This is a genomic window from Variovorax sp. GW823-FHT04F07 (assembly GCF_058795995.1).
Map to the genome: position 1 here is coordinate 312,525 of NZ_JBXAIG010000004.1, position 21,800 is coordinate 334,324.

Annotated in this window: 20 protein-coding genes; 13 read left to right on the forward strand and 7 right to left on the reverse strand. The window is 68.3% G+C overall.

Annotated features, from left to right (window positions below):
• Positions 1–29 precede the first annotated feature (29 nt).
• The gene (locus AC1RAA_RS20560; protein WP_492730342.1) at positions 30–812 is read right to left on the reverse strand and encodes an SDR family NAD(P)-dependent oxidoreductase; all 783 of its coding nucleotides are present in this window, start codon (positions 810–812) and stop codon (positions 30–32) included.
• Positions 813–947: 135 nt separating this feature from the next.
• Between AC1RAA_RS20560 and AC1RAA_RS20565 the strand changes: the two genes are divergently transcribed.
• A complete protein-coding gene (locus tag AC1RAA_RS20565) occupies positions 948–1,328 on the forward strand; it encodes a hypothetical protein (RefSeq protein WP_492730343.1) in 381 nt (126 codons plus the stop codon).
• On the opposite strand, the gene tgt is transcribed toward AC1RAA_RS20565, so the two are convergent.
• Complete coding sequence (gene tgt, locus AC1RAA_RS20570; RefSeq protein WP_062477456.1) at positions 1,325–2,497, reverse strand: tRNA guanosine(34) transglycosylase Tgt; 1,173 nt, start codon at positions 2,495–2,497, stop codon at positions 1,325–1,327. The genes AC1RAA_RS20565 and tgt overlap by 4 nt on opposite strands.
• A gap of 8 nt (positions 2,498–2,505) precedes the next feature.
• Entirely contained in the window at positions 2,506–3,549 is a 1,044-nt protein-coding gene (gene queA / locus AC1RAA_RS20575; protein ID WP_095747235.1) for a tRNA preQ1(34) S-adenosylmethionine ribosyltransferase-isomerase QueA, read from the reverse strand.
• 125 nt (positions 3,550–3,674) lie between these two features.
• On the opposite strand from queA, the gene AC1RAA_RS20580 reads away from it, so the two are divergent.
• The 3 genes from AC1RAA_RS20580 to recG are packed head-to-tail and all read left to right on the forward strand — an operon-like array spanning position 3,675 to position 7,965.
• Complete coding sequence (locus AC1RAA_RS20580; RefSeq protein WP_095950351.1) at positions 3,675–4,358, forward strand: DUF4166 domain-containing protein; 684 nt, start codon at positions 3,675–3,677, stop codon at positions 4,356–4,358.
• Positions 4,355–5,845: a TIGR01777 family oxidoreductase gene (locus tag AC1RAA_RS20585; protein ID WP_492730345.1), complete on the forward strand. Its 1,491-nt coding sequence runs from the start codon at positions 4,355–4,357 to the stop codon at positions 5,843–5,845. Before AC1RAA_RS20580 ends, AC1RAA_RS20585 begins: the two co-directional genes overlap by 4 nt.
• Positions 5,846–5,856: 11 nt before the next feature.
• Positions 5,857–7,965 (forward strand): ATP-dependent DNA helicase RecG, encoded by a 2,109-nt coding sequence (gene recG, locus AC1RAA_RS20590; protein WP_492730346.1) that lies wholly within the window; start codon positions 5,857–5,859, stop codon positions 7,963–7,965.
• Here recG and serB read toward each other — a convergent pair.
• Positions 7,955–8,641, reverse strand: a complete 687-nt coding sequence (serB, locus tag AC1RAA_RS20595) for a phosphoserine phosphatase SerB (RefSeq protein ID WP_492730347.1) — start codon at positions 8,639–8,641, stop codon at positions 7,955–7,957. The two genes, recG and serB, sit on opposite strands and share 11 nt — an antisense overlap.
• Positions 8,638–9,546: a LysR substrate-binding domain-containing protein gene (locus AC1RAA_RS20600; protein WP_492730348.1), complete on the reverse strand. Its 909-nt coding sequence runs from the start codon at positions 9,544–9,546 to the stop codon at positions 8,638–8,640. The genes serB and AC1RAA_RS20600 overlap by 4 nt, the downstream gene beginning before the upstream one ends.
• 198 nt (positions 9,547–9,744) lie before the next feature.
• Between AC1RAA_RS20600 and AC1RAA_RS20605 the strand changes: the two genes are divergently transcribed.
• Genes AC1RAA_RS20605 through AC1RAA_RS20620 form a run of 4 tightly spaced genes read left to right on the forward strand, consistent with a single transcriptional unit; the run spans position 9,745 to position 14,903 of the window.
• Positions 9,745–10,815, forward strand: coding sequence for an ABC transporter ATP-binding protein (locus AC1RAA_RS20605; RefSeq protein WP_062477439.1), 1,071 nt, complete (start codon positions 9,745–9,747; stop codon positions 10,813–10,815).
• Between the two features lie 13 nt (positions 10,816–10,828).
• Positions 10,829–12,475 (forward strand): ABC transporter permease, encoded by a 1,647-nt coding sequence (locus AC1RAA_RS20610; protein WP_062477436.1) that lies wholly within the window; start codon positions 10,829–10,831, stop codon positions 12,473–12,475.
• Between the two features lie 32 nt (positions 12,476–12,507).
• The gene (locus tag AC1RAA_RS20615; protein ID WP_095950356.1) at positions 12,508–13,488 is read left to right on the forward strand and encodes an ABC transporter substrate-binding protein; all 981 of its coding nucleotides are present in this window, start codon (positions 12,508–12,510) and stop codon (positions 13,486–13,488) included.
• Positions 13,485–14,903: an L-serine ammonia-lyase gene (locus tag AC1RAA_RS20620; RefSeq protein ID WP_492730350.1), complete on the forward strand. Its 1,419-nt coding sequence runs from the start codon at positions 13,485–13,487 to the stop codon at positions 14,901–14,903. Before AC1RAA_RS20615 ends, AC1RAA_RS20620 begins: the two co-directional genes overlap by 4 nt.
• Before the next feature lie 19 nt (positions 14,904–14,922).
• On the opposite strand, the gene AC1RAA_RS20625 is transcribed toward AC1RAA_RS20620, so the two are convergent.
• Positions 14,923–15,552 (reverse strand): LysE family translocator, encoded by a 630-nt coding sequence (locus AC1RAA_RS20625; protein WP_492730351.1) that lies wholly within the window; start codon positions 15,550–15,552, stop codon positions 14,923–14,925.
• Between the two features lie 661 nt (positions 15,553–16,213).
• Here AC1RAA_RS20625 and AC1RAA_RS20630 point away from each other — a divergent pair.
• From AC1RAA_RS20630 to AC1RAA_RS20650, 5 genes are all read left to right on the forward strand, one after another.
• Positions 16,214–17,539 (forward strand): PA0049 C-terminal domain-containing protein, encoded by a 1,326-nt coding sequence (locus tag AC1RAA_RS20630; protein WP_492730353.1) that lies wholly within the window; start codon positions 16,214–16,216, stop codon positions 17,537–17,539.
• Positions 17,540–17,567: 28 nt separating this feature from the next.
• Entirely contained in the window at positions 17,568–17,828 is a 261-nt protein-coding gene (locus AC1RAA_RS20635) for a hypothetical protein (RefSeq protein WP_225616844.1), read from the forward strand.
• Positions 17,829–17,948: 120 nt separating this feature from the next.
• Positions 17,949–18,929, forward strand: a complete 981-nt coding sequence (locus AC1RAA_RS20640) for a TRAP transporter substrate-binding protein (protein WP_492686991.1) — start codon at positions 17,949–17,951, stop codon at positions 18,927–18,929.
• Positions 18,930–18,932: 3 nt separating this feature from the next.
• Positions 18,933–19,466, forward strand: coding sequence for a TRAP transporter small permease (locus tag AC1RAA_RS20645; RefSeq protein ID WP_095747225.1), 534 nt, complete (start codon positions 18,933–18,935; stop codon positions 19,464–19,466).
• A gap of 9 nt (positions 19,467–19,475) precedes the next feature.
• On the forward strand, positions 19,476–20,789 hold the full coding sequence (locus AC1RAA_RS20650; RefSeq protein WP_492730355.1) for a TRAP transporter large permease: 1,314 nt from the start codon (positions 19,476–19,478) through the stop codon (positions 20,787–20,789).
• A 32-nt stretch (positions 20,790–20,821) separates the two neighbouring features.
• Here the strand turns inward: AC1RAA_RS20650 and AC1RAA_RS20655 are convergent, their stop codons facing one another.
• The gene (locus AC1RAA_RS20655; protein WP_492730357.1) at positions 20,822–21,526 is read right to left on the reverse strand and encodes a GntR family transcriptional regulator; all 705 of its coding nucleotides are present in this window, start codon (positions 21,524–21,526) and stop codon (positions 20,822–20,824) included.
• Between the last annotated feature and the right edge of the window lie 274 nt (positions 21,527–21,800).

The window sequence follows — 21,800 nt, forward strand, 5'->3', positions numbered from 1 at the left end:
TTTTTCTTTGGGGCGAGCGTTGAAGCGCTTCAGGTCCAGCCTGCGTCCACCACGTAGTCCTGCGCGGTGCACATGCGCGAATCGTCGGCCGCGAGGAAGAGCGCCATCGCCGCAATGTCCTCCGCCATCACGCGGCCCGGCAGGCACTGCGCCGCATCGATCTCCGCGGCGGATTCGGGCTTCACCCACAGCTTGATCTGCCGCTCGGTCATCACCCAGCCCGGCATGATCGTGTTGACCCGGATGTTCTGCTTGCCCAGGTCGCGCGCCAGCGAGCGCGTGAGACCCATCACGCCCGCCTTGCAGGCCTGGTAGACCGGGTAGCCGCGGCCCTTCATGAGCCAGCTGATCGAGCCGAAGTTGACGATCGAGCCGCCGCCCAGCACGCGCATGTCGTCGGCCACCGCCTGCGCAGCAAAGAACTGGTGCTTGATGTTGACGGCCACGAGGCGGTCGAAGTCGTCGCTGGTCACGTCGGCCATCTCGTGGCGCCGGTCGTTGGCCGCGTTGTTCAGCAGCACTGACACCGGCCCGAAGCGCTGGCGCACCGCGTCGATGGCGGCGGCGAGCGCGGCGGTGTCGGTCACGTCGCAGGGCACGAACAGCGCGGGGTGCCCGCCTTGCAGCTGCGCGGCAAGCGCATCGCCGGCGGCCGTGTCGAGGTCGCAGAAGCCGACCTTCGCGCCTTGGGCATGAAAGGCCCGCACCAGCGATTCGCCGATGCCGCTGGCGCCGCCCGAGATGAACACGGTGCGGCCGGCCAGCGAGGGGTAGCGGGCGGTATAGGCCGTGGGTGGGGAGGCGTTGGTCATGAGGGTGAGGACAACCGCAGTGAAGACAGGGCAAGCGTACCGGATGACGGCGTCCCTGGTGCCGGCCGGGCCTCCACCCGGCGTATGGCTTCCGGCCTGTGGGCAGGGCGCCGTTGCAGGCATACGCTTCGGCCCATGAGCTCCTTCAACCGCCGCTTCGTCTTCTGCCTCGCGCTGCTTCCGGCCGCCTTCGCGGCGCGGCACGTCCGCGCGCAGGCGCAGGCACCGGCGCCCGTGCTGCTCTTCAAGGTGGTCTCGCCGCGCGACGACATCGTGGTGGGCATCGAGGCGGCCCAGCTGGGCGCCGGCGCGGCGCCGCCCGTGCAGCGGCTGGCCGCCATGCTGGCCGAGAAGGGCCAGCTCACGCTCTGGCAGTACGCCTCGCACAAGGACGCGAGCGGGGCGCTGGTGCAGGCGCCGCTCAGGCAGATCGTGATTTTCAAGAACGAGCTGCTGCGCATCGAGCCCTACGCGACGCCGCTGGCCATCAGGCCGCCGGGCGCCGCAAAGTCCTAGACGCCGCGTGCGCGGTCGGCCTTGAACTGCGCGCGGAACGCCGTGAAGGTGCCCGCGTCGAGCGCCGCGCGGATCTCCGTCATCAGGTTCAGGTAGTAGTGCAGGTTGTGGATCGTGCACAGCATCGGGCCGAGCATTTCGCCGCAGCGGTCCAGGTGGTGCAGGTAGGCGCGGCTGAAGCCTTCGCGCCCGCCATCGTTCCACGACACGCCCGAGGTGCCGGCGCAGGCGTGGCAGGTGCAGCTGGGGTCGACCGGCTGCGGGTCGCTCTTGTGGCGCGCGTTGCGCATCTTCAGGTCGCCGAAGCGCGTGAACATCGTGCCGTTGCGCGCATTGCGCGTGGGCATCACGCAGTCGAACATGTCGACGCCGTCGGCTACGCCCTGCACCAGGTCTTCGGGCGTGCCCACGCCCATCAGGTAGCGCGGCTTGTTCGCGGGCAGCCGGTGCGGCGTGTGGCCCATGATGTGCAGCATCTCTTCCTTGGGCTCGCCCACGCTCACGCCGCCGATGGCGTAGCCGGGGAAGTCCATGTCGACCAGCGCCGCCAGCGACTCCTCGCGCAGGTTCTCGAACATGCCGCCCTGCACGATGCCGAACAGCGCGTTCGGGTTCGAAAGGCGCGTGAACTCCGCCTGGCAGCGCTTGGCCCAGCGCAGGCTCAGTTCCATCGAGACGCGCGCCTCGGCCTCGGTCGTGATGTGACCCTTCGTGTCGTAGGGCGTGCACTCGTCGAACTGCATCACGATGTCGCTGTTCAGGATGGTCTGGATCTGCATCGAGACCTCGGGCGTGAGGAACAGCTTGTCGCCGTTGACGGGCGACGCGAACTTCACGCCTTCTTCGCTGATCTTGCGCATCGCGCCCAGCGACCACACCTGGAAGCCGCCCGAGTCGGTGAGGATGGGCTTGTCCCATTTCTCGAACTGGTGCAGCCCGCCGAAGCTCGCCATGACGTCCAGCCCCGGGCGCATCCACAGGTGGAAGGTGTTGCCCAGGATGATCTGCGCGCCCATCTCTTCGAGGCTGCGCGGCATCACGCCCTTGACGGTGCCGTAGGTGCCCACGGGCATGAAGATCGGCGTCTGGACCTTGCCGTGGTTGAGCGTGAGCGTGGCGCGGCGCGCGTGGCTGTCGGGGTCGGTCTTGAGGAGTTCGAAGTTCAGCATGATGTCGTTCAGTCCTGGGTGCGTGCGAGCAGCATGGCATCGCCGTAGCTGAAGAAGCGGTAGCCGTTGGCGATGGCGTGGGCGTACAGCGCCATCACGCGCTCGTAGCCCGCGAAGGCCGAGACCAGCATCATCAGCGTGCTCTTGGGCAAATGGAAGTTGGTCACCAGCACGTCGACGTGCGCGAAGGCGAAGCCCGGCGTGATGAAGATGCGCGTGTCGCCCGTGGCCTCGCCGCTCTTGGCCCACGACTCGAGCGTGCGCACCGTGGTCGTGCCCACGGCGACCACGCGACCGCCGCGTGCCTTGCATTCGGCGATGGCGCGCTGCGTGGCCTCGGGCACTTCGTAGCGCTCGGCGTGCATCGTGTGTTCGGCGATGTTCTCGGTCTTCACCGGCTGGAAGGTGCCGGCGCCCACGTGCAGCGTGACGTTGGCGCGCTGCACGCCGCGCGCTTCGAGCTCGGCCAGCAGGCCCTCGTCGAAATGCAGTGCGGCGGTCGGCGCGGCCACGGCGCCGGGCACGCGTGCGAACACGGTCTGGTAGCGGCTCTCGTCGTCGGCCGAGTCGGTGTGCGTGATGTAGGGCGGCAGCGGCACGTGGCCGCAGCGCTGCATCAGCGCATACGGGTCTTCGCCCGCGTCGCTCTCGAAGCCGAAGCGGAACAGCGCACCGTCTTCCTCGGGCCAGCGGCCCAGCAGCGTGGCGCGAAAGCCGCCCACCATCTCGAGCGTGGTGCCCACGGGCGGCTTCTTGCTGACCTTCATGTGCGCGACCACCTCGTGGCCCTGCAGCACGCGCTCGACCAGCAGTTCGAGCTTGCCGCCGGTCGGCTTCTCGCCGAACAGGCGCGCCTTGACCACGCGCGTGTCGTTGAAGACCAAGAGGTCGCCCGCGCGCAGCAGCGAGGGCAGTTCCTTGAAGATGCGGTCGGCCGGGGCGGGGCCTGTGCCGTCGAGCAGACGGGAGGCGGTGCGTTCGGTGGCCGGGTGTTGTGCCACCAGTTCGGGCGGCAGATGGAAATCGAAATCGGAAAGCGTGAAGGCGCGCATGGTGCTTGAGGGCCGGACGGGCCCGTGCCAAGGAGGCATGGGAAGGGAAAAAGGCGGAGAGCGGCGATTGTCCCATGGCCCGGAATCACGGGCGCCGCTCGGGGTTGCCGAGGCAGAATCGACGCATGGTCGATTCTTCCGTCGCGCGTGTCACGCCAGCCCCCGCCCCTCCTTCCGAAGGCGAGCTCTTCAAGAAGATCCTGGGCGGCGCCTGGATGGGCCTGCACCCCGACATCCGCCGACGCTTCGACAAGAACCCCCTGCCAGGCAAGGCGCTGCACTACCTGGGCGCCCTCAGCGAGCTGCGCTGCTCGCGCTTCGGCAAGCTCTTGGGGCACCTCACGCAGCCGATGATCCAGGGCGCGCTCATCCCCTACAGCGACAGCCACTTCCCGGTCGAGATCCAGGTCTACGCCCGGCCCGACGACCCGGCCATCTACAAGCAGCGCATCTACCGCCTGCACGGGCGCAAGCCCATCCAGTTCACCAGCTTCATGCGCGAGAGCGAGCGCGGCGAGGTGCTCGAGTACGTGGGCATGGGGCTGGGCATGAAGCTGGTGCTGAGCGTGGAGCCCAACGGCAGCCTGCATTTCCAGAGCGACGGCTATTTCTGGGAGGTGTTCGGCTGGCGCATTCCGCTGCCGGGCCTGTTCACGCCGGGCAAGACCTTCCTCTGGCACCACAACGAGACGCCCGAGCGCTTCAACATCCGCATCGAGATTCGCCACTGCCTCATGGGCACCACCTTCACGCAGGTCGGCGTGTTCGAGGAAGTGCCGGAGCCGCAGGCGCAGGCGGTGTCCGCATGATCGACACGCACCTGCTGGCCCTGCAGCTCATGGCGGCGCAAGGCGCGCTGGGCGCCTTCGACACGCTCTACCACCACGAAGGCACAGAAGCCCTGCCGCGCCGCGGCACGGCGGGGCGCGAGCTGGCGATCCACGCCACGCGCTCGTCGATCTATTGCGCGCTGTTCCTCGGGCTGTCGGCGTGGGCCTGGCACGGCGCGTGGGCGTGGGTGCTGCTCGTGGTGTTCGGCGTCGAGATCGTGCTCACGCTGTGGGACTTCGTGGTCGAAGACGGCAGCCGCCTGCTGCCGCCGACCGAGCGCGTGACGCACACGGTGCTGGCCATCAACGCCGGCGCGTTCATCGCGCTGCTGGCGATGAGCGCGGTCGGGTGGGCAGCGCAACCGACGGCGATGGTGTGGCAGCCACACGGCTGGCTCAGCGCCTTCCTGGCGCTCTGCGGCGTGGGCGTCGGTATCTCGGGCTTGCGCGACGGCTTCGCGGCGCGCGCCCTGTTCAAGCAGCAGAAGCAGGCGCAGGTGCGCGATGCCCAAGCGCCGGTGCACTTCGGCACGACACCGCAGCAGGTGCTGGTGACGGGCGGCACCGGCTTCATCGGCCAGATCCTCGTGCGCCACCTGCTGGCCGACGGCCATGCGGTGACGGTGTGGACGCGCGACGCGCGCGGCGCCGCCTGGGGCTTCGGCGGCGCGGTGCGCTGCGTGCAGTCGCTCGACCAGATTCCCGCCGCCGACGCCATCGACGTGGTCGTCAACCTCGCGGGTGCACGCATCCTCGGCCAACGCTGGAGCGCGCGGCGCCAGCGGCAGCTGCTGCAAAGCCGCGAAGGCTTGACGCAGCAGCTCGTCGCATGGATGGGCACACGCCCGCGCAAGCCGTGGCTGCTGCTCTCGGGCTCGGCCATCGGCTACTACGGCGTGCAGCCGCAGGGCGACGCCACCGAACTCGCCGAAGACGCGCCGCCGCAAAACATCTTCATGTCGACGCTGTGCCAGCGCTGGGAGCAGGCCGCGCACGCGGCCGTGGCACACGGCGTTCGCGTGGCCTGCCTGCGCTTCGGCTTCGTGCTGGGCCACCAGGGCTCGCTGCCGCAGCTGCTGATGCCGGTGCAGCTGGGCATGGGCGGGCGCCTGGGCAGCGGGCGGCAGTGGCTCTCGTGGGTGCATGTGCACGACCTGATCCGCGCCATCGCGCATGTGTGGACGGTGACGGAGCCGGCCACAGGTCCGGCCACCGCGAAGGCCTTCAACGTCACCGCACCCGGTGCAGTGAGCCAGGAGGCCTTCACCCGCGTCGCCGCCGGCGTGCTGCACCGCCCCTGCTGGATGCCCACGCCCGCCGCGCCCGTGAAGCTGCTGCTCGGCGAGCAGGCCGACCTGCTGCTCGAAGGCCAGCGCGTGGTGCCGGCGCAGCTGCTGCGCAGCGGCTTCCAGTTCATGTTCCCCGATGCCCGCAGCGCCTTGACGGACCTTTGCCGTCCACGCTAGAAGCCTTGCCCGTGCCCGCCAAGAAAGAACCGACTCCCCCCGCCGCGCCGGCGTCACCGCCCGGCACCGGCCTGAGCCTCGTGCAGCGCGCGCTGCGCAAGCTCGGCCTCGTGCGCGACATCGACTTCGCGCTCTACCTGCCGATGCGCTACGAGGACGAGACCCGCATCGTGCGCCTGGTCGACACGCGCGACGGCGACATGGCGCAGGTCGAGGGCGTGGTCACCGAGTGCGAGGTGGTGTTCCGACCGCGCCGCCAGCTCATCGCCACCATCGACGACGGCAGCGACACCTGCCAGCTGCGCTTCTTCAACTTCTATCCCTCGCAGCAGAAGCAGCTCGCGGTGGGCGCCAAGGTGCGCGTGCGCGGCGAGATGCGCGGCGGTTTCGTGGGGCGGCAGATCATGCACCCGACCGTCAAGGCGGCCGGCACCGCGCTGCCCAACGCGCTCACGCCGGTGTACTCGACCGTGGCCGGGCTTGCGCAGCCGGTGCTGCGACGCGAGGTGCGCTCGGGCCTGGCGCGCGCGCTGCTCGACGAGACGATTCCGGTGCAGATCGGCCTGCGCGGCGCGTGGGACCTGCGCAGCGCGCTGAGCTTCCTGCACTACCCGACGCCCGACGTGTCGATCGCCGCGCTCGAAGACCACAGCCACCCGGCGTGGCAGCGCATCAAGGCCGAGGAGCTGCTGGCGCAGCAGCTCTCGCAGCTGCAGGCGCGGCTGGAGCGCGCGGCGCAGCGTGCGCCCGTGCTGCCCGCGTCCACCGACGCGGCGGCGAGCTCGCTGCATGCGCAGTTGCTCGCCGTGCTGCCCTTCGGCCTCACCGGTGCGCAGCAGCGCGTGGGCGAGGAGATCACGGCCGACCTGCACCGCCAGATCCCGATGCACCGCCTGCTGCAGGGCGACGTGGGCTCGGGCAAGACCGTGGTCGCGGCGCTGGCCGCGGCGCGCTGCATCGACGCGGGCTTCCAGTGCGCGCTGATGGCGCCCACCGAAATCCTCGCGGCCCAGCACTTCGGCAAGCTGGTCGGCTGGCTCGATCCCCTGCTTGCCGAGCGCGGCCTGCGCGTGGCCTGGCTCACGGGCAGCCAGAAGAAGAAGGAACGCGACGAGATGTCGGCCGCCGTCGAGAGCGGCGAGGCCGCGTTGGTCATCGGCACGCACGCGGTCATCTCGGAAAAGGTGCGCTTCAGGAACCTGGCGCTGGCCATCATCGACGAGCAGCACCGCTTCGGTGTCGCGCAGCGCCTTGCCTTGCGCGGCAAGGCCGGCGGTCATCTCGAACCGCACCTGCTGATGATGAGCGCCACGCCGATTCCCCGCACGCTCGCGATGAGCTACTACGCCGACCTCGATGTCTCCACGCTCGACGAACTGCCGCCCGGCCGCACGCCCATCGTCACCAAGCTGGTGGCCGACCACCGGCGCGACGAGGTCATCGACCGCATCCAGGCGCAGATTTCGCAAGGCCGGCAGGTCTACTGGGTCTGCCCGCTGATCGAGGAGAGCGAGGCGGTCGACCTGCGCAACGCCACCGAGACGCGCGACGAACTCGCCGGCACGCTGGGCGAGCACATCCAGGTCGGCCTGCTGCATTCGCGCATGCCCACGGCCGAGAAGCAGGCGGTGATGGCCGCCTTCACCGCCAACGAGATCCAGGTGCTGGTGAGTACGACGGTGATCGAAGTGGGCGTGGACGTGCCCAACGCCTCGCTGATGGTGATCGAGCATGCCGAGCGCTTCGGCCTCTCGCAGCTGCACCAGCTGCGCGGGCGCGTGGGGCGCGGCGCGGCGGCCTCGGCCTGCGTGCTGCTCTATGCGCCGGGCGACAGCGGCCGCGTGGGCGAGGCGGCGCGCGCGCGCCTCAAGGCCATGGCCGAGACCGGCGACGGCTTCGAGATCGCGCGGCGCGACCTGGAGATCCGCGGCCCCGGCGAGTTCCTCGGCGCGCGCCAGTCGGGCGCGCCGCTGCTGCGTTTTGCCGACCTCGCGACCGACACGCTGCTGCTCGACTGGGCGCGCGAACTCGCGCCGGTGATGCTGCAGAAACACCCCGAGCTGGCGCAACGCCACATCGACCGCTGGCTCGGCACGAAGGCCGAATACCTCAAGGCTTGAGCAGATCGAGCAGCCGGTCGAGTCCGCCCTCGTCGATCGCCAGCATGGCAGCCTCGCGCACCATCGGCTTGGCGTGGTAGGCCACCGACAGCCCGGCCACGCGCATCATCGGCAGGTCGTTCGCGCCGTCGCCCACGGCAATGGCCTGGGTCGGCGATATGCCCATCGCACGGCAGCATTCGAGCAGCTTGTCCTTCTTGGCTTCGCCGTCGCAGATGTCGCCCCAGGGTTGGGGCAGCATGCGCCCGGTGAGCCGGCTGTCTTCGATCTCCAGCACGTTGGAGCGCGTGTCGTCCAGCTTCAATCGATCGCGCAGCCGGTCGGTGAAGAAGGTGAAGCCGCCGCTCAGCAGCACGACGCGCAGGCCGGCCTGCTTGCACGCGGCGATCAGCGTCTCGGCGCCGGGGTTCAGGTGCAGGCGCTGGTCGTACACGGCCTGCAGCGCCGACAGCGGCACGCCGCGCAGCAGGGCCACGCGCCGGCGCAGGCTGTCCTTGTAGTCGGTGATCTCGCCGCGCATCGTGGCCTCGGTGATGGCCGCGACCTCGGGGCCGCAGCCCGCGATGTCGGCGATCTCGTCGACCGTCTCGATGTCGATCAGCGTCGAGTCCATGTCGAAGGCGATCAGCTTGAAGTCCGACAGCCGCAGGAGAGGAAGAGTGAGCGTGGTGGTCATGGGGTGGGGCTTCCCGCGTTCCAGTGCTGCGTGCCGAGCCAGTCGACGAACTGCCGTGCCAGCGCGGCCACCGGCCCTTCGGTGCGGTACAGCGCGTAGACGCCCGAGGCGGGCAGGCGGGGTTCGGGAAACACCACGCGCAGCCGGTCGGCGCGGATGTCTTCCTCGAGCAGGCACCAGGGCGCCAGCGCGAGCCCCAGGTCGTTCATGGCGGCCTGCATGCAAAGAAACTGGTGGTCGAACACGGGGCCCGGCAGCTGGGGCGGCACGCGCACGCCGGCCAGCTCGAACCAGCGCGGCCAGTTCTCCACTTCGCCGGCGGCCTGCAGCAGCGGGTGGCCCAGGCAGTCGGCCATGCTGGCGATGCGGTGGCGCTCGATGAAGCGCGGCGACGCCACGGCCACGAGGTGGTCGTCCAGGCAGCGCACGCAGGTGTGGTCGGGGCGCTGCATGGGAATGCGGCGGATCAGCACGTCGCTGCCGGCCTCGGCCTGGTCGAAGAACTGCCGGCCCAGGGTCGACAGCTGCACGTCGGTCTGTGGCGCCAGGGCCTGGAAGCCGGCCAGCCGCGGAATGAGCCACTTCATCGCCAGCGAAGGCGTGGTGCACACGCGCAGGCTGGCGCGCTGGTGGGGCGACTTCAGCGCGGCCGTGGCGCTGGCGATGCGGTCCAGGCTGGCCTGCACCTCGGCGAAGTAGTCGCGCGCATGGGGCAGCAGCGTCGCGCCGCGGGCCTCGCGCGCGAACAGCGGCTGGCCCAGGTAGTCCTCCAGCAGGCGGATCTGCTGGCTGACGGCGCTGTGCGTGATGCTGAGTTCGTCGGCGGCCGCGGTGAAGTTGGCATGGCGCGCCGCCGCTTCGAAGGCGCGCAGCGCCTTCAAAGGGGGGAGGCGTCGGGTCACCACATGCGACCCTTGGCGAGCGGGCTTGTCTTCCTCATGTTCTTTTCGTGTTCGGTTGCGTGCCGCCCGGGGTTGGAGGCCGGCGCGCATCGTAGACCGGGAAGCCTGCAGAAAAACTAACCGGCCGCCTTAAAAAATACGGCTGGTGGCGTGTGGAGGGCGCACCTAGCATCGCGCTTCCTTCCACCCTGAACAAGAGACATGGCTTCCATCACCATCGACAACGTCGTGAAGCAGTTCGCCAACCAGACGGTGCTGCAGAACCTGTCGCTGCATGTGCCCGATGGCGCCTTCTACACCCTGCTGGGCCCCAGCGGCTGCGGCAAGACGACCCTGCTGCGCTGCATCGCGGGCTTCAACGAACCCGACGGCGGGCGCATTCTTTTCGACAAGGACGACGTGACGCGCGTGTCCACCCACCACCGCGACATCGGCATGGTGTTCCAGGACTACGCACTGTTCCCCGACAAGACGGCCTTCGACAACGTGGCCTACGGCCTGCGCGCGCGCAAGGTGCCCAAGGCCGAGATCGCCCGGCGCGTCAACGAGGCGCTGGACAAGGTGAGCCTGCTCGCGCTGGCCGACCGCTACCCGGCGCAGATGAGCGGCGGCCAGCGCCAGCGCGTGGCGCTGGCGCGCGCGCTGGTGATCCGCCCGCGCGTGCTGCTGATGGACGAGCCGCTGTCCAACCTCGACGCCAAGATGCGCCTGCAGATGCGCGACGTGATCCTCGACCTCGTGCGCGAGGCCGGCATCACCACCGTGTTCGTCACGCACGACCAGGAAGAGGCGCTGGCCATGTCCGACCGCATCGCCATCATGGACCGCGGCAGCATCGCGCAGCTGGGCACGCCCGAAGAGCTGTACGGCACGCCGGTGAACGCCTACGTGGCGGACTTCATCGGCTCGGCCAACGTGATCCCGGTGCCGGCCGAGTCCGCCGGCGGGGCCGCGTCGCACGTGCGCTACCAGCTGTGCGGCCAGCAACTGGACGGCAAGCAGGGCGGCGCCGCGCTGGGCGCGCAGGGCATCCTCATCGCGCGCCCCGAGGCGCTGTCGCTGATGGCGCCCGCGCCCCACGTGCCCAACGCCATCGCGGGCGAGGTGCTGCGCCGCCAGTACCTGGGCTTCAAGACCGCCTACCGCATCCGGCTGCACGACCAGTCGGAGATCCGCGTCGAGCTTCACGCCGGCAACATGGTGGCCGACTTCCAGGCCGGCGATGCGGTGCAGGTGCTTGTGCCGGCCGACAGCCGCGTCGTCGCCGCCTGAACGGACGCACGCCATGAAAATCAACTGGTGGCCCTGGGGTTTCCTGACCCTGCTCAGCCTCGTGCTGCTGCTGTTCTTCGTGTTCTACCCGCTGGGCACGCTGTTCGTGAACAGCGTGCGCGACGAGTCGGGCGCGTTCTCGCTGTCCGGCTTCATCACCTTGCTGCAGGACAGCGAATACCTGCTCGCGTTCCGCAACACGCTGGTGCTCGGCGTGTCGGTCACGGCCTGCACGGTGGCCGTGGGCGTGCCCTTCGCCTACATGGTGGCGCGCTACGACTTCCCGCTGAAGAACCTGGTGGCGGTGCTGCCGATCATGACCATCGTGATCCCCGAGATCATCGTGGGCCAGTCGTGGCTGCTGCTGCTGGGCAACAACGGGCTGGTGACCAACCTGCTCGCGGGCGCGGGCATCACGCTGCCGACCTTCTACGGCTGGACCGGCATGGTGTTCTCCATGACGCTGGTCTACTACACCTACATCTACCTGGGCGTGCTGGCCGCGCTGCGCGGCTTCGACGGCCAGCTCGAAGAAGCCGGCCTGAGCCTGGGCACCTCGCCGCTGGTGACCAAGCTGCGCGTGCTGGTGCCGGTGATCCTGCCGGCGGTGCTGGTCAATGCGCTGGTGGTGTTCACGCTGGTGGTGGGCAACTTCGCGCTGTCGGTGGTGCTGGGCAGCAGCGTGCCGCTGCTGTCGGTCATGACGTACAACGCCTTCGTCGGCGAGATGGGCGGCAGCCCCACGCTGCAAAGCGCGATGTCGGTGGTGTCCATCGGCATCGTGGCCATCGTGCTGTTCTTCCAGAAGCGCGTGGTCGAACGCAAGATCTACACGATGACGCAGGGCCGCGCGCCCGCCGTGGTGCGCGTGCGCTCGGGCGCGGCGGTGTTCTACACGCTCAGCGTGGGCGTGATCATCGTGCTGTCGATGCTGCCGCTGCTCATCGTCTTCGTGGGCGCCTTCACCGAGACCAGCGGGCCCGTGATGCGCTGGGGCCAGTGGTCGCTGTCCAGCCTGGAACGCGCGCTGCGCGGTGCGCCCGAGCCGATCATCAACTCGCTGAAGTTCGCCTCGATGGCCACCGTGGTGGGCGTGGCCTTCGCAGTGCTCGTGAGCTACCTGACGATCAAGAAGCGCAACCCCTTCACGCAGCTGCTGGACTACATCGTGGTGCTGCCGCTGACCATCTCGGGCACGGTGCTGGGCATTGCGCTGGTGCAGACCTTCAACACCGGCTGGCTGGTGCTGGCGGGCACCTCGGGGATCATGGTGCTGTGCTACACGGTGCGCCGCCTGCCCTTCGCGGTGCGCAACGCGTCGTCGACGCTGTTCAACATCTCGGACTCCATCGAGGAGGCCTCGATCAGCCTGGGCGTGTCGCCGCTGAAGACCTTCTTCAAGGTGCTGCTGCCGGCCATGAAGGCCTCGATCATCTCGGCCGCCATCCTGATGTGGGTGACCACGATCTCGGAGCTGTCGGCCTCCATCGTGGTCTACACGGGCGGCCTGGAGACCATGCCCATCGCCATCTTCCGCCAGGTCGACGGCGGCCGCCTGGGCCTGGCCTCGGCCTACGGCGCGGCACTGGTCAGCGTGATCCTGCTGCCCATCGTGGTGGCGATCAAGGTGTTCCGCATCAACCTCTTCTCCAGCAAATGACCCACCCATTCACTTCAACCTGCGAGGTTTTCATGTCCTTCAAGTCCCTGGCGAAATGCGCGTTCGCGACCCTGGCCCTCACGGCGGGCGTCGCGGGTGCGCAGACGGTGGTGCTCTATTCGTCCAACAACACCGAAACCGTCGAGACCGCGCTGGCCGTGGTCAAGAAGAAGACGCCCGGGCTCACGGTGCAGCAGGTCACGGGCGGCACCGGCACGCTGATGAAGCGCATCCAGGCCGAGGCCAAGAACCCGCGCGGCGACGTGCTGTGGAGCGGCGGCTTCGGCACGCTGGGCGCCTACAAGGACCAGATGGCGCCCTACAAGTCGCCCGACCTCGCGGCGGTGCCCGCGGCCTTCCGCGGCCCGAACGACCTGTGGGTCGGCACCAACGTGCACGTCATGGTGATGATGGTCAACGAGCGCCAGCTCAAGGGCATGCCTGCGCCCAAGACCTGGTCGGACCTCATGCGCCCCGAGTGGAAGGGCAAGTTCGCCATCACCGACCCGAGCAAGAGCGCCACGGCCTACATGCTGGTGTATGGCCTGCTCAAGCAGTTCGGCCGCGACGGCCTGGGCAAGCTGGCGGCCAACGCGGTCGTCACCGCCTCGTCGGGCAGCACCTACAAGGGCGTGGCCGCCGGCGAGTACCCGGTGGGCCTGACCATCGAGTACGCGGCGCAGGAGTACGTGGCGGGCGGCCAGAAGGAGATCAAGCTGGTCTATCCCACCGAGGGCAGCTACCTGGCGCCCGAAGGCATGTTCATCGTGAAGGGCGCGAAGAACATGGACGCCGCCGTCGCGCTCTACAACGGCCTGCTGAGCAAGGAAACGCAGCAGGAGCTGCTGGTGAAGAACTTCCGCCGTCCGGTGCGCAGCGACATCGCGGTGTCCAAGCTCACCTCGCTGCCCGACCTGAGCGCCATCAAGGTCTTCCCGCTCGACCAGGAAGCGGCCTCGGCGGAGTACGAGCAGCTCGTGGCGCTGTGGAACCTGGCGGTGAAGGCGCGGTGACAAGTACGGCGAAGGCGCCTTCGACGCCGGTCAGCGCCTTCGATCTGTTCAAGATCGGCATCGGCCCCTCGAGCTCGCACACGGTCGGGCCGATGATCGCGGCGCGGCAGTTCGCCTGCCTGCTGCAATCGCGGGGCCTGCTGCCGCAGGTGGCCGCGCTGGTGACGCAGCTGTACGGCTCGCTGAGCGCCACCGGCCGCGGCCACGGCACCGACCGCGCCGTGCTGCTCGGGCTCGCAGGCCACCGGCCGGACCGCATCGACCCCGACACCATCGAGCCTGCCATCGCCACCATCCGGCGCGAGCGGCAGTTGCGCCTGCTCGGCACGCACGCCGTGGCCTTCGACGAGAAGGAGCACCTGCTCTTCCTGCGCAAGAGCCTGCCCCGGCACCCGAACGGCCTGCGCTTCATCGCGCTGGATGCGCAGGGCCAGGCCTTGGTCGAAGCGGACTACTTTTCGGTCGGCGGCGGCTTCGTCGTCGATGCACAGGGCGAGAGCGTGCGCAACGAAGCCGGCGTGCAGCGCCCGGCGCCGGCCGCCTTGCCCTTCGCCTTCGACAGCGGCGCGGAACTGCTGGCGCAATGCCGCGCGCAGGGCCTGTCGATTGCCGCGCTGATGATGGCCAACGAAACGCAGTGGCGACCGCAGGCCGAGGTGCGATCGGAATTGCTGCAGGTGTGGGACGCGATGGCCGGCGCCGTGCGCCGCGGCTGCGCGAGCACCGGCACCTTGCCCGGGCGCATGCAGGTGCGGCGGCGCGCGGCCGACCTGTTCGCTCAGCTGCAGGGCAGCGGCACCGCGCAGGCCGCGCCGGACCCGCTCGCGGCGATGGACTGGGTCAACCTGTACGCCATGGCCGTCAACGAAGAGAACGCGGCCGGCGGGCGCGTGGTCACCGCGCCCACCAACGGCGCGGCGGGCGTGATTCCGGCGGTGCTGCATTACCACCAGCGCTTCTTTCCCGGCGCGGGCGACGAGGCCGTGGTCGAGTTCCTGCTCACCGCCGCGGCCATCGGTATCCTCTACAAGAAGAACGGCTCGCTCTCGGGCGCCGAGGTCGGCTGCCAGGGCGAGGTCGGTGTCGCCTGCTCGATGGCGGCGGGCGCGCTCGCCGCGGTGATGGGCGGCACGCCGGGGCAGGTCGAGAACGCGGCCGAGATCGGCATGGAACACAACCTGGGCATGACCTGCGACCCGGTCAGCGGGCTGGTTCAGATCCCGTGCATCGAGCGCAATGCGATGGGCGCGGTGAAGGCCATCAACGCGGCGCGCATGGCCCTGCGCGGCGACGGCTCGCACTTCGTGTCGCTGGACAAGGTCATCCAGACCATGATGCAGACCGGCGCGGACATGAAGACCAAGTACAAGGAAACCTCGCGCGGCGGCCTCGCCGTGAACATCGTCGAGTGCTGACCGCCGCGCGGTCAGCCATTCAACCAGCAGGCCGGCGCGTGAACGCGAGGATCAGCCCGAAGCCGACCATCATGCTGCCGCTCACGCGGTTGAACCAGCGCATCGCGCGGCTGCCGTTGGCCAGGCGGCGCATGCGCGCGCCGAGCAGCGCATACAGCGCGATCGCCACCAGCTCGAACACCAGGAAGGTCACGCCCAGCAGCACGTAGCTCGACGCGTACGCGCCAGGCACCACGAACTGCGGGAAGAAGGCGGTGAACACCAGGATCGCCTTCGGGTTGCCGGCCGCCACCGTGAATTCCTGGCGCACCAGCGCACGCATCGACGGCAGCGCGGCCTCGTGCGCCTGCACCTGCGCAGTCGGCGCCGGTGCGCGCAGCAGCCGGACGCCGATCCACACGAGGTACGCGGCACCGATGTACTTGATGACGTCGAAGGCCAGCTCCGATGCGACCAACACCGCGCCCATGCCCAGGCCCGCGATGGCGATCATGACCGCGAAGGCCACGAGCCGGCCGCTCGCCGCGATCACGGCCGGCGACACGCCGTGCTTCGCGCCGTTGGTCACCGACAGCAGGTTGTTGGGGCCGAACGCCATGTTGATGGCGAAGCAGGCGGGCAGGAACAGCAGATAGGCGGACAGGGTCATGGCGCATCCGGCGGTGGGTGTGGCGGGGTGGTCATTATTTCAGCAGTCCGGGGCGGCGCGTCGCTCTGCCTGCGGTGCTCGTTTGCCCTCGCGCGCACCCCACGAATCACCAAGGCGCCGCTGTGCAGCGTTGGTGGGCGCGTCCTTCATCTCGCGGGTTTGCACCAATTTCATGACGAATATGGTGGGGCATCATTCGATTAATTGTTCAACAAAACATCAATCTAAGCTCAACCAAGATCGAATGGTTGAGACCTGGATGCATGGTGGTGTTGACCAATTGCCGAGGCTCACGGCAACCGGCCGCGAGGCTTTCCTTGTCTGCACACACCACATTCATGGGAGCGATTCGTCATGGCAAGCGACTTTCATCCGAGCCCCTCTGCGGGGGACGACTGCAAAGCGAAGGACGCCACGGGCGCCCCGCAGGGCGGCATCTCCTGGCGTCGGAATGCATTGGGGCTGGGCATCTGCGCGGCGGTGCTGGCGGGATGCGGAGGTGGCGGGATGCGGAGGTGGCGGCGGAGGTGGCGGGGCTGACCCGGCCACCGTCGCGGCCATTGCAGCAGCGATCGCCGCTGCCAACGCACCGCCGCCCGCACCGCCACCGACGACGAATCCCCCACCGCCCGCGCCGCCGGCGATCCAGGCCAGGTGCGCGATGGACACCGGCGTTGCGGCCTCGTACGAAGAGCAGCGTCTGCCCAACAAGCTCAGCGCCAGCGATGCGGCGAGCTTCTCGCAGCAGCTGCTGCAGGCCAGCGGCTTCGACAAATTCGGGCCGGCGTTCGCACTCAAGCTGTGCAAGGACGGCCTGGCCGGCGCATCGAGCTACGACGCGGCCGTGGCCCTGCTGAAGGCCGAGGGCCAGCAGCTGTGGCAGGCCGCGGTGGACCGGGTGCAGGGCCGCAAGGTCGAGGGCAGCCTGCCGCAGAGCGACGACCGCATGCTGTACTGGGCGCGCCTGACCATGACGTTCGCGCTGCGCCAGTGGAAGCCCGACTTCCCGCTCGACGACGCACAGCGCGCCGCGCTGGAGAACGAATTCGAGCGCGCGTCGCGCGGCCAGTACGCGATCGACTTCCCGGAAGGCGCGGGCCACAAGCGCATCCTCGTCAGCGGCTTCGATCCCTTCACGCTGGGCACGCCGGGCGTTCACGACAACCCGAACATCCGCATCGGCAATCCCTCGGGCGCGACCATCCTCTCGCTGGACGGCAACACCGTGGCGCTGGGCGACGGCACCACGGCCGTCATCCGCACCTTCATCCTGCCCGTGAACTACCCGCCCTTCCTGCAGGGCATGCAGGAAGACACGCTGGGACCGTGGTTCAAGCCCGGGCCCAAGCGCGTGGACGCGTCCATCTCCATGAGCCAGGGCGGCGGTGCCTTCCACCTGGAGCACTTCAACGGCCGCTACCACCTGGCCAGCATCCCGGGCAACGACAACGTCTGGCCCGCCTGCATGGACGGCGACAGGTTCCCTTCGGTGCTCGACTGCGACATCTATCCGCCGGAGCGCTGGCTCGGCTTCATGCCGCGGCCCTGGGCCAAGGAGACGCCGCCGCAGTTCACGGTGTCGACGCTGCCGTTCAAGGCCATGATCGACGCGAAGACCGGCGAGGGCGTCATCAACCGCGACACCGGCACGCCCGGTGGCTGGGACGTGCTGCGGCGTGACACCTACTCCGTGCAGCCGTGCAAGAAAGACGCGCTGGGCCCGCTGGACAACAACTGCGCCAGCCGGGGCGGCGGCGGCAACTACCTCTCCAATGCGAGCGCGTACCGCAACACGCTGCTGCGCGACACCTTCAAGCTGAACATTCCCGCCGGACACATCCACACGCCGGTCATGACGCGTTTCGGTGCAGGCAGCGACGGCAAGATCACGGATGCAACCTTCGAGGGCTTCCGCGATTCCATCGTGGCCCAGGGCCGCAACCTGGTGATCGCGATGGCGAAGACCCTGTCGGCGCCGGCACCCTGACAACGTTGCATCACAAGAAGGCATGGACATGAAACACCAACTCTTCATCGGCATCGTCGGCCTGGCGTTGTCGGGCGCGGCCCTGGCGCAACCCACCGAGAGCTTCTACCTGATGCGCAACAAGGTCAGCGGCAAGGCCGTCTGCGCGCAGCATCCGATCAGCCCCGACTGGGTGCGCGAGGCCGGCCCGTTCAAGGACCAGGACTGCAAGGTCGCGGACAAGCCCGAGCCCCGGCGCTCGGACTTGCCGGCCAGCCCGCTCGAGCTGGCGCCCAAGAAGAAGGAATAGCCGGCCCGGCCCCCTGGGCCGTCGGCGCCACGGCGTGCATGGATTGCACGCCGCGGCTTCGCCTCGTTCATTCGTTTCCTCTCCCTCCCTTTTCCCTCTTTGCACTCCTGGAGCGTTTCCATGCGAAATCCCTACGCGCACGCCGTCGTCACTGCCTTCGCGGGCCTGGCCTTCTCTCTCGGCGCTCACGCCCAGACCAAATGGGATCTGGCCAATGCCTACCCCGCGACCAACTACCACACCGAGAACATCACGCAGTTCGCGAAAGACGTGGACGCGGCCACCGGCGGCAAGCTGAAGATCACGGTGCATGCCAACGCGTCGCTGTTCAAGGCACCCGAGATCAAGCGCGCCGTGCAAAGCGGCCAGGCCCAGGCCGGCGAGATCCTGCTGGCCAACTACGCCAACGAGAACCCGATCTACGCGCTGGACGGCGTGCCCTTCCTGGCCACCACGTACCCCGAGGCCCGCAAGCTCTACGACGCCTCCAAGCCCGCGATGGACAAGCTGCTCGCCGCCCAAGGCATCAAGGTGCTGTTCGTGGTGCCATGGGCGCCGCAGGGCATCTACACCAAGAAGGAGATCGGCTCGGTGGCCGACCTGCGCGGCATCAAGTGGCGCGCCTACAGCCCGGCCACCGCGAAGATCGCCGAACTCATCGGCGCGCAGCCCGTGCAGATCCAGCAGGCCGAACTGAGTGCGGCGATGGCCACCGGCGTGATCGAGAGCTACATGAGCTCGGGCTCCACCGGCTACGACACCAAGACCTTCGAGCACATCAAGAACTTCTACGACACGCAGGCGTGGATTCCGAAGAACGCGATCCTCGTGAACGCCAAGGCCTTCGATGCGTTAGATGCGACCACCAAAGCAGCGGTGACCAAGGCCGCAGCCGACGCCGAGGCGCGCGGCTGGAAGGTCGCTCAGGAGAAGAACGATGAGTACAAGCGCCTGCTCGCCGAGCGCGGCATGAAGGTGCACAAGCCTTCGCCCAAGCTGGACACCGACATGCGCCAGGTCGGCGGCATCATGCAGGCCGACTGGCTCAAGGCTGCCGGTGCCGATGGCGCCGCCATCGTCGACACCTATAAAAAGAAGTAAGCCGTGCGCCGCTTCCTCGATCGCCTGTACGACGGTGCAGGCGCGCTGGGCGCTTTCTGCGTCTTCCTGATCTTCGTGCTGATGATCGTGGCCGGTGTGGGCCGCCAGATGAACTGGCACGTGAGCGGACTCAACGACATCGTCTCCTGGCTGTGCGCCGCGGCGGCCTTCTTTGCGATGGCGCATGCGTTCCGGCATGGTGACTTCGTTCGCGTGACGCTGCTGCTGGACGCGGTGCCGCTGAAAGTGCGACGTGTGCTGGACGTGATGTGCCTGCTGATCGCGGCAGTGTCGGTGGCCTACCTCACCTACTGGGCCACCAGCTTCACGTACGAGAGCTACGAGTTCGCGGAGATGGCCACAGGGTTGGTGGTCATTCCGATCTGGATTCCGCAGTCCGCCTTCGTGATCGGCTGCTGGCTGCTCTTGATCGCCATGCTCGATGAGCTGGTGGGCGTGGTGCGCGGCGAGAAGCCCAGCTACCAGCGCGCCATCGAAGAGCGGCACGCAGCCGGCGATTTTTCCTCCGACGTCTGAACGCACGCCATGCTCGAAACACTGCTCATGGGCGCGCTCTTGCTCGCCATCATGCTTCTCTTGCTCGCCGGCGGCGTGTGGATCGCCATGACCCTGGCCATCGTCGGCTGGGTCGGCCAGGCCTTCTTCACCAACACCCTGCCTGGCAAGAACCTGTTCTCTGCCTTCTGGGAAAGCAACGCGAGCTGGGAGCTGGCGGCGCTGCCCCTGTTCATCTGGATGGGCGAGATCCTCTTCAGAACCAAGCTCAGCGAGGAGATGTTCGAAGGCCTGCGGCCGTGGCTCAACCGCGTGCCCGGCCGGCTCATGCACACCACCATCCTTGGCTGCGGCGTGTTCGGCTCGGTCTCGGGCTCGTCGGCCGCCACCTGCGCGACCATCGCCAAGGTGGCGCTGCCCGAGCTCAAGCGCCGCGGCTACAACGAGAAGCTGGCCATCGGCTCGCTGGCCACGGCCGGCACGCTGGGCATCCTGATTCCGCCGTCGATCACCATGGTGGTGTACGCGGTGGCGGCCGACGCCTCGATCATCCGCATCTTCCTGGCCGGCTTCCTGCCGGGCTTTTTGCTGATGCTGCTGTTCTCGGGCTACATCGGCTGGTGGAGCCTGCGCCACCCCGACCAGGTACCGCCGGCCGACCCGCCGACCACCTTCATGGAAAAGATCCGGCTGTCGGGCAACCTCATTCCCTGCGCGCTGCTGATCGTGTTCATCGTCTGGGTGCTGGTGGCCGGCTGGGCCACGGCCACCGAGTGCGCGGCCTTCGGCGTGCTGGGCTCGCTGGCCATCGCGGCCTACGGCAAGAGCCTGACTTGGCAGAACTTCAAGGACGGGCTCATGGGTGCCACGCGCACCAGCTGCATGATCATGTTCATCCTGGCGGGGGCCGCGTTCCTCACCAAGACCATGGCCTTCACCGGCATCCCGCGCGAGCTGGCCGAATGGGTCGACAGCATGCACCTGTCGCCCTACGCGCTCATCGGTGCGCTGGTGGTGGTGTACCTGGTGCTGGGCACGGCGCTGGACGGCATCTCGATGATCGTGCTGACCAGCGCCGTGGTGCTGCCGATGATCCAGAAGGCGGGCTTCGACCTCGTGTGGTTCGGCATCTTCGTGGTGCTGCTGGTCGAGATCGCGGAGGTCACGCCGCCCGTGGGCTTCAACCTGTTCGTGCTGCAGAACATGACCGGAAAAGACAGCAACGTGATCGCCAAGGCGGCGATTCCGTTCTTCTTCTGCCTCGTGCTGTGCATCGCGCTGATCACGCTGTTCCCGTCGATCGTGACGATCCTGCCTGACCTGGTGATGGGCAAGGAGCGCTAGCGCGGCAGCCCGCGCGGCGCGGGCGGATTCAACTAGTTGTCGAGTCCGCCGTCCGGCATCTGCCGCGCGTAGACGGCCAGCACGATGCGCTCGGAGTGGATGAGGTAGTCGTTCAGCGCCGCCGAGCCCTCGGCGAACTTGCCGGCCTCGATGAGTTCGAGCAGCTTCGTGTTCATGTCCACGTAGGGCGCGTGCAGGAACTCCGGGTCTTTGAGCAGCCCGAAGGCCAGCCGCAGCTCGACCAGGATGTGGGCGAACAGCACGTTGAGCCGCTCGCTGTCGGCCAGCTCGACGATGCCCTTGTGGAACTCCATGTTGGCCGTGCCCACGCCCAGCCAGTCGCCGGCGTCGCGGCATTTCAGCGCCATCTCGACCGCCTCGCGCATGTGCTTCTTGGCGGGGTGGCGCGGGTAGGCCTGCGCCAGCGCCTGGCACTCGATGAGCCGGCGCACGCGGTAGATGTCGATGATCGACGCGATGCTCGGCACCGCCACGAACACGCCGCGGTTCGGCGCGTGCTTGAGCAGGCCTTCCTTGGTCAGCGTGCGGAACACCTCGCGCAGGGTGTTGCGCGAAATCTCCAGGCTGTCGGCCAGCGCGGCCTCCGACAGCCGCTGCCCCGGTGAGAACTCGCCCTTCACGATCTTCTGGCGGATCAGCTCGGCCACGCGGTCGTTGAGCGTGAGCGCGCCGGCGGCCGGCGAGGTGGGGGAAGCGGGGGAATCCAGTCGGGTCATGCCGGTCGGTCGGAGGGGAAAAGAGAGGGGCGCAGCGAGCCTGCGTTGTAACAGACGGCTCCCGTGCCATGCCGCGCCGATGCACCGAAACGCGCCCGTTTCAGGGTTTTCATGGGGGTATTCAGGCACTGTTGTTGGGCACACTACATGAAATTGTTCAACAACTTGTTTGAAATGAGTGATTCATAAGAAATGAATTGCTCATTCATTGGCATGAGGTTTGCATCAATCGACCGCACCGGTGCCCCTGCACCGGTGTTTTGCATTGCAACGA

Bases quoted from the DNA above. Each gene is read 5' to 3' on its own strand.
- AC1RAA_RS20625 (WP_492730351.1), bottom strand. From the start codon at position 15,552: ATGACCCTGTCCGCCTATCTGCTGTTCCTGCCCGCCTGCTTCGCCATC.
- serB (WP_492730347.1), bottom strand. From the start codon at position 8,641: ATGACCACCACGCTCACTCTTCCTCTCCTGCGGCTGTCGGACTTCAAG.
- AC1RAA_RS20655 (WP_492730357.1), bottom strand. From the start codon at position 21,526: ATGACCCGACTGGATTCCCCCGCTTCCCCCACCTCGCCGGCCGCCGGC.
- AC1RAA_RS20580 (WP_095950351.1), top strand. From the start codon at position 3,675: ATGGTCGATTCTTCCGTCGCGCGTGTCACGCCAGCCCCCGCCCCTCCT.
- tgt (WP_062477456.1), bottom strand. From the start codon at position 2,497: ATGCTGAACTTCGAACTCCTCAAGACCGACCCCGACAGCCACGCGCGC.
- AC1RAA_RS20560 (WP_492730342.1), bottom strand. From the start codon at position 812: ATGACCAACGCCTCCCCACCCACGGCCTATACCGCCCGCTACCCCTCG.
- queA (WP_095747235.1), bottom strand. From the start codon at position 3,549: ATGCGCGCCTTCACGCTTTCCGATTTCGATTTCCATCTGCCGCCCGAA.
- AC1RAA_RS20635 (WP_225616844.1), top strand. From the start codon at position 17,568: ATGAAACACCAACTCTTCATCGGCATCGTCGGCCTGGCGTTGTCGGGC.
- AC1RAA_RS20640 (WP_492686991.1), top strand. From the start codon at position 17,949: ATGCGAAATCCCTACGCGCACGCCGTCGTCACTGCCTTCGCGGGCCTG.
- AC1RAA_RS20610 (WP_062477436.1), top strand. From the start codon at position 10,829: ATGAAAATCAACTGGTGGCCCTGGGGTTTCCTGACCCTGCTCAGCCTC.
- AC1RAA_RS20605 (WP_062477439.1), top strand. From the start codon at position 9,745: ATGGCTTCCATCACCATCGACAACGTCGTGAAGCAGTTCGCCAACCAG.
- AC1RAA_RS20650 (WP_492730355.1), top strand. From the start codon at position 19,476: ATGCTCGAAACACTGCTCATGGGCGCGCTCTTGCTCGCCATCATGCTT.
- AC1RAA_RS20585 (WP_492730345.1), top strand. From the start codon at position 4,355: ATGATCGACACGCACCTGCTGGCCCTGCAGCTCATGGCGGCGCAAGGC.
- AC1RAA_RS20630 (WP_492730353.1), top strand. From the start codon at position 16,214: ATGGACACCGGCGTTGCGGCCTCGTACGAAGAGCAGCGTCTGCCCAAC.
- AC1RAA_RS20565 (WP_492730343.1), top strand. From the start codon at position 948: ATGAGCTCCTTCAACCGCCGCTTCGTCTTCTGCCTCGCGCTGCTTCCG.
- AC1RAA_RS20615 (WP_095950356.1), top strand. From the start codon at position 12,508: ATGTCCTTCAAGTCCCTGGCGAAATGCGCGTTCGCGACCCTGGCCCTC.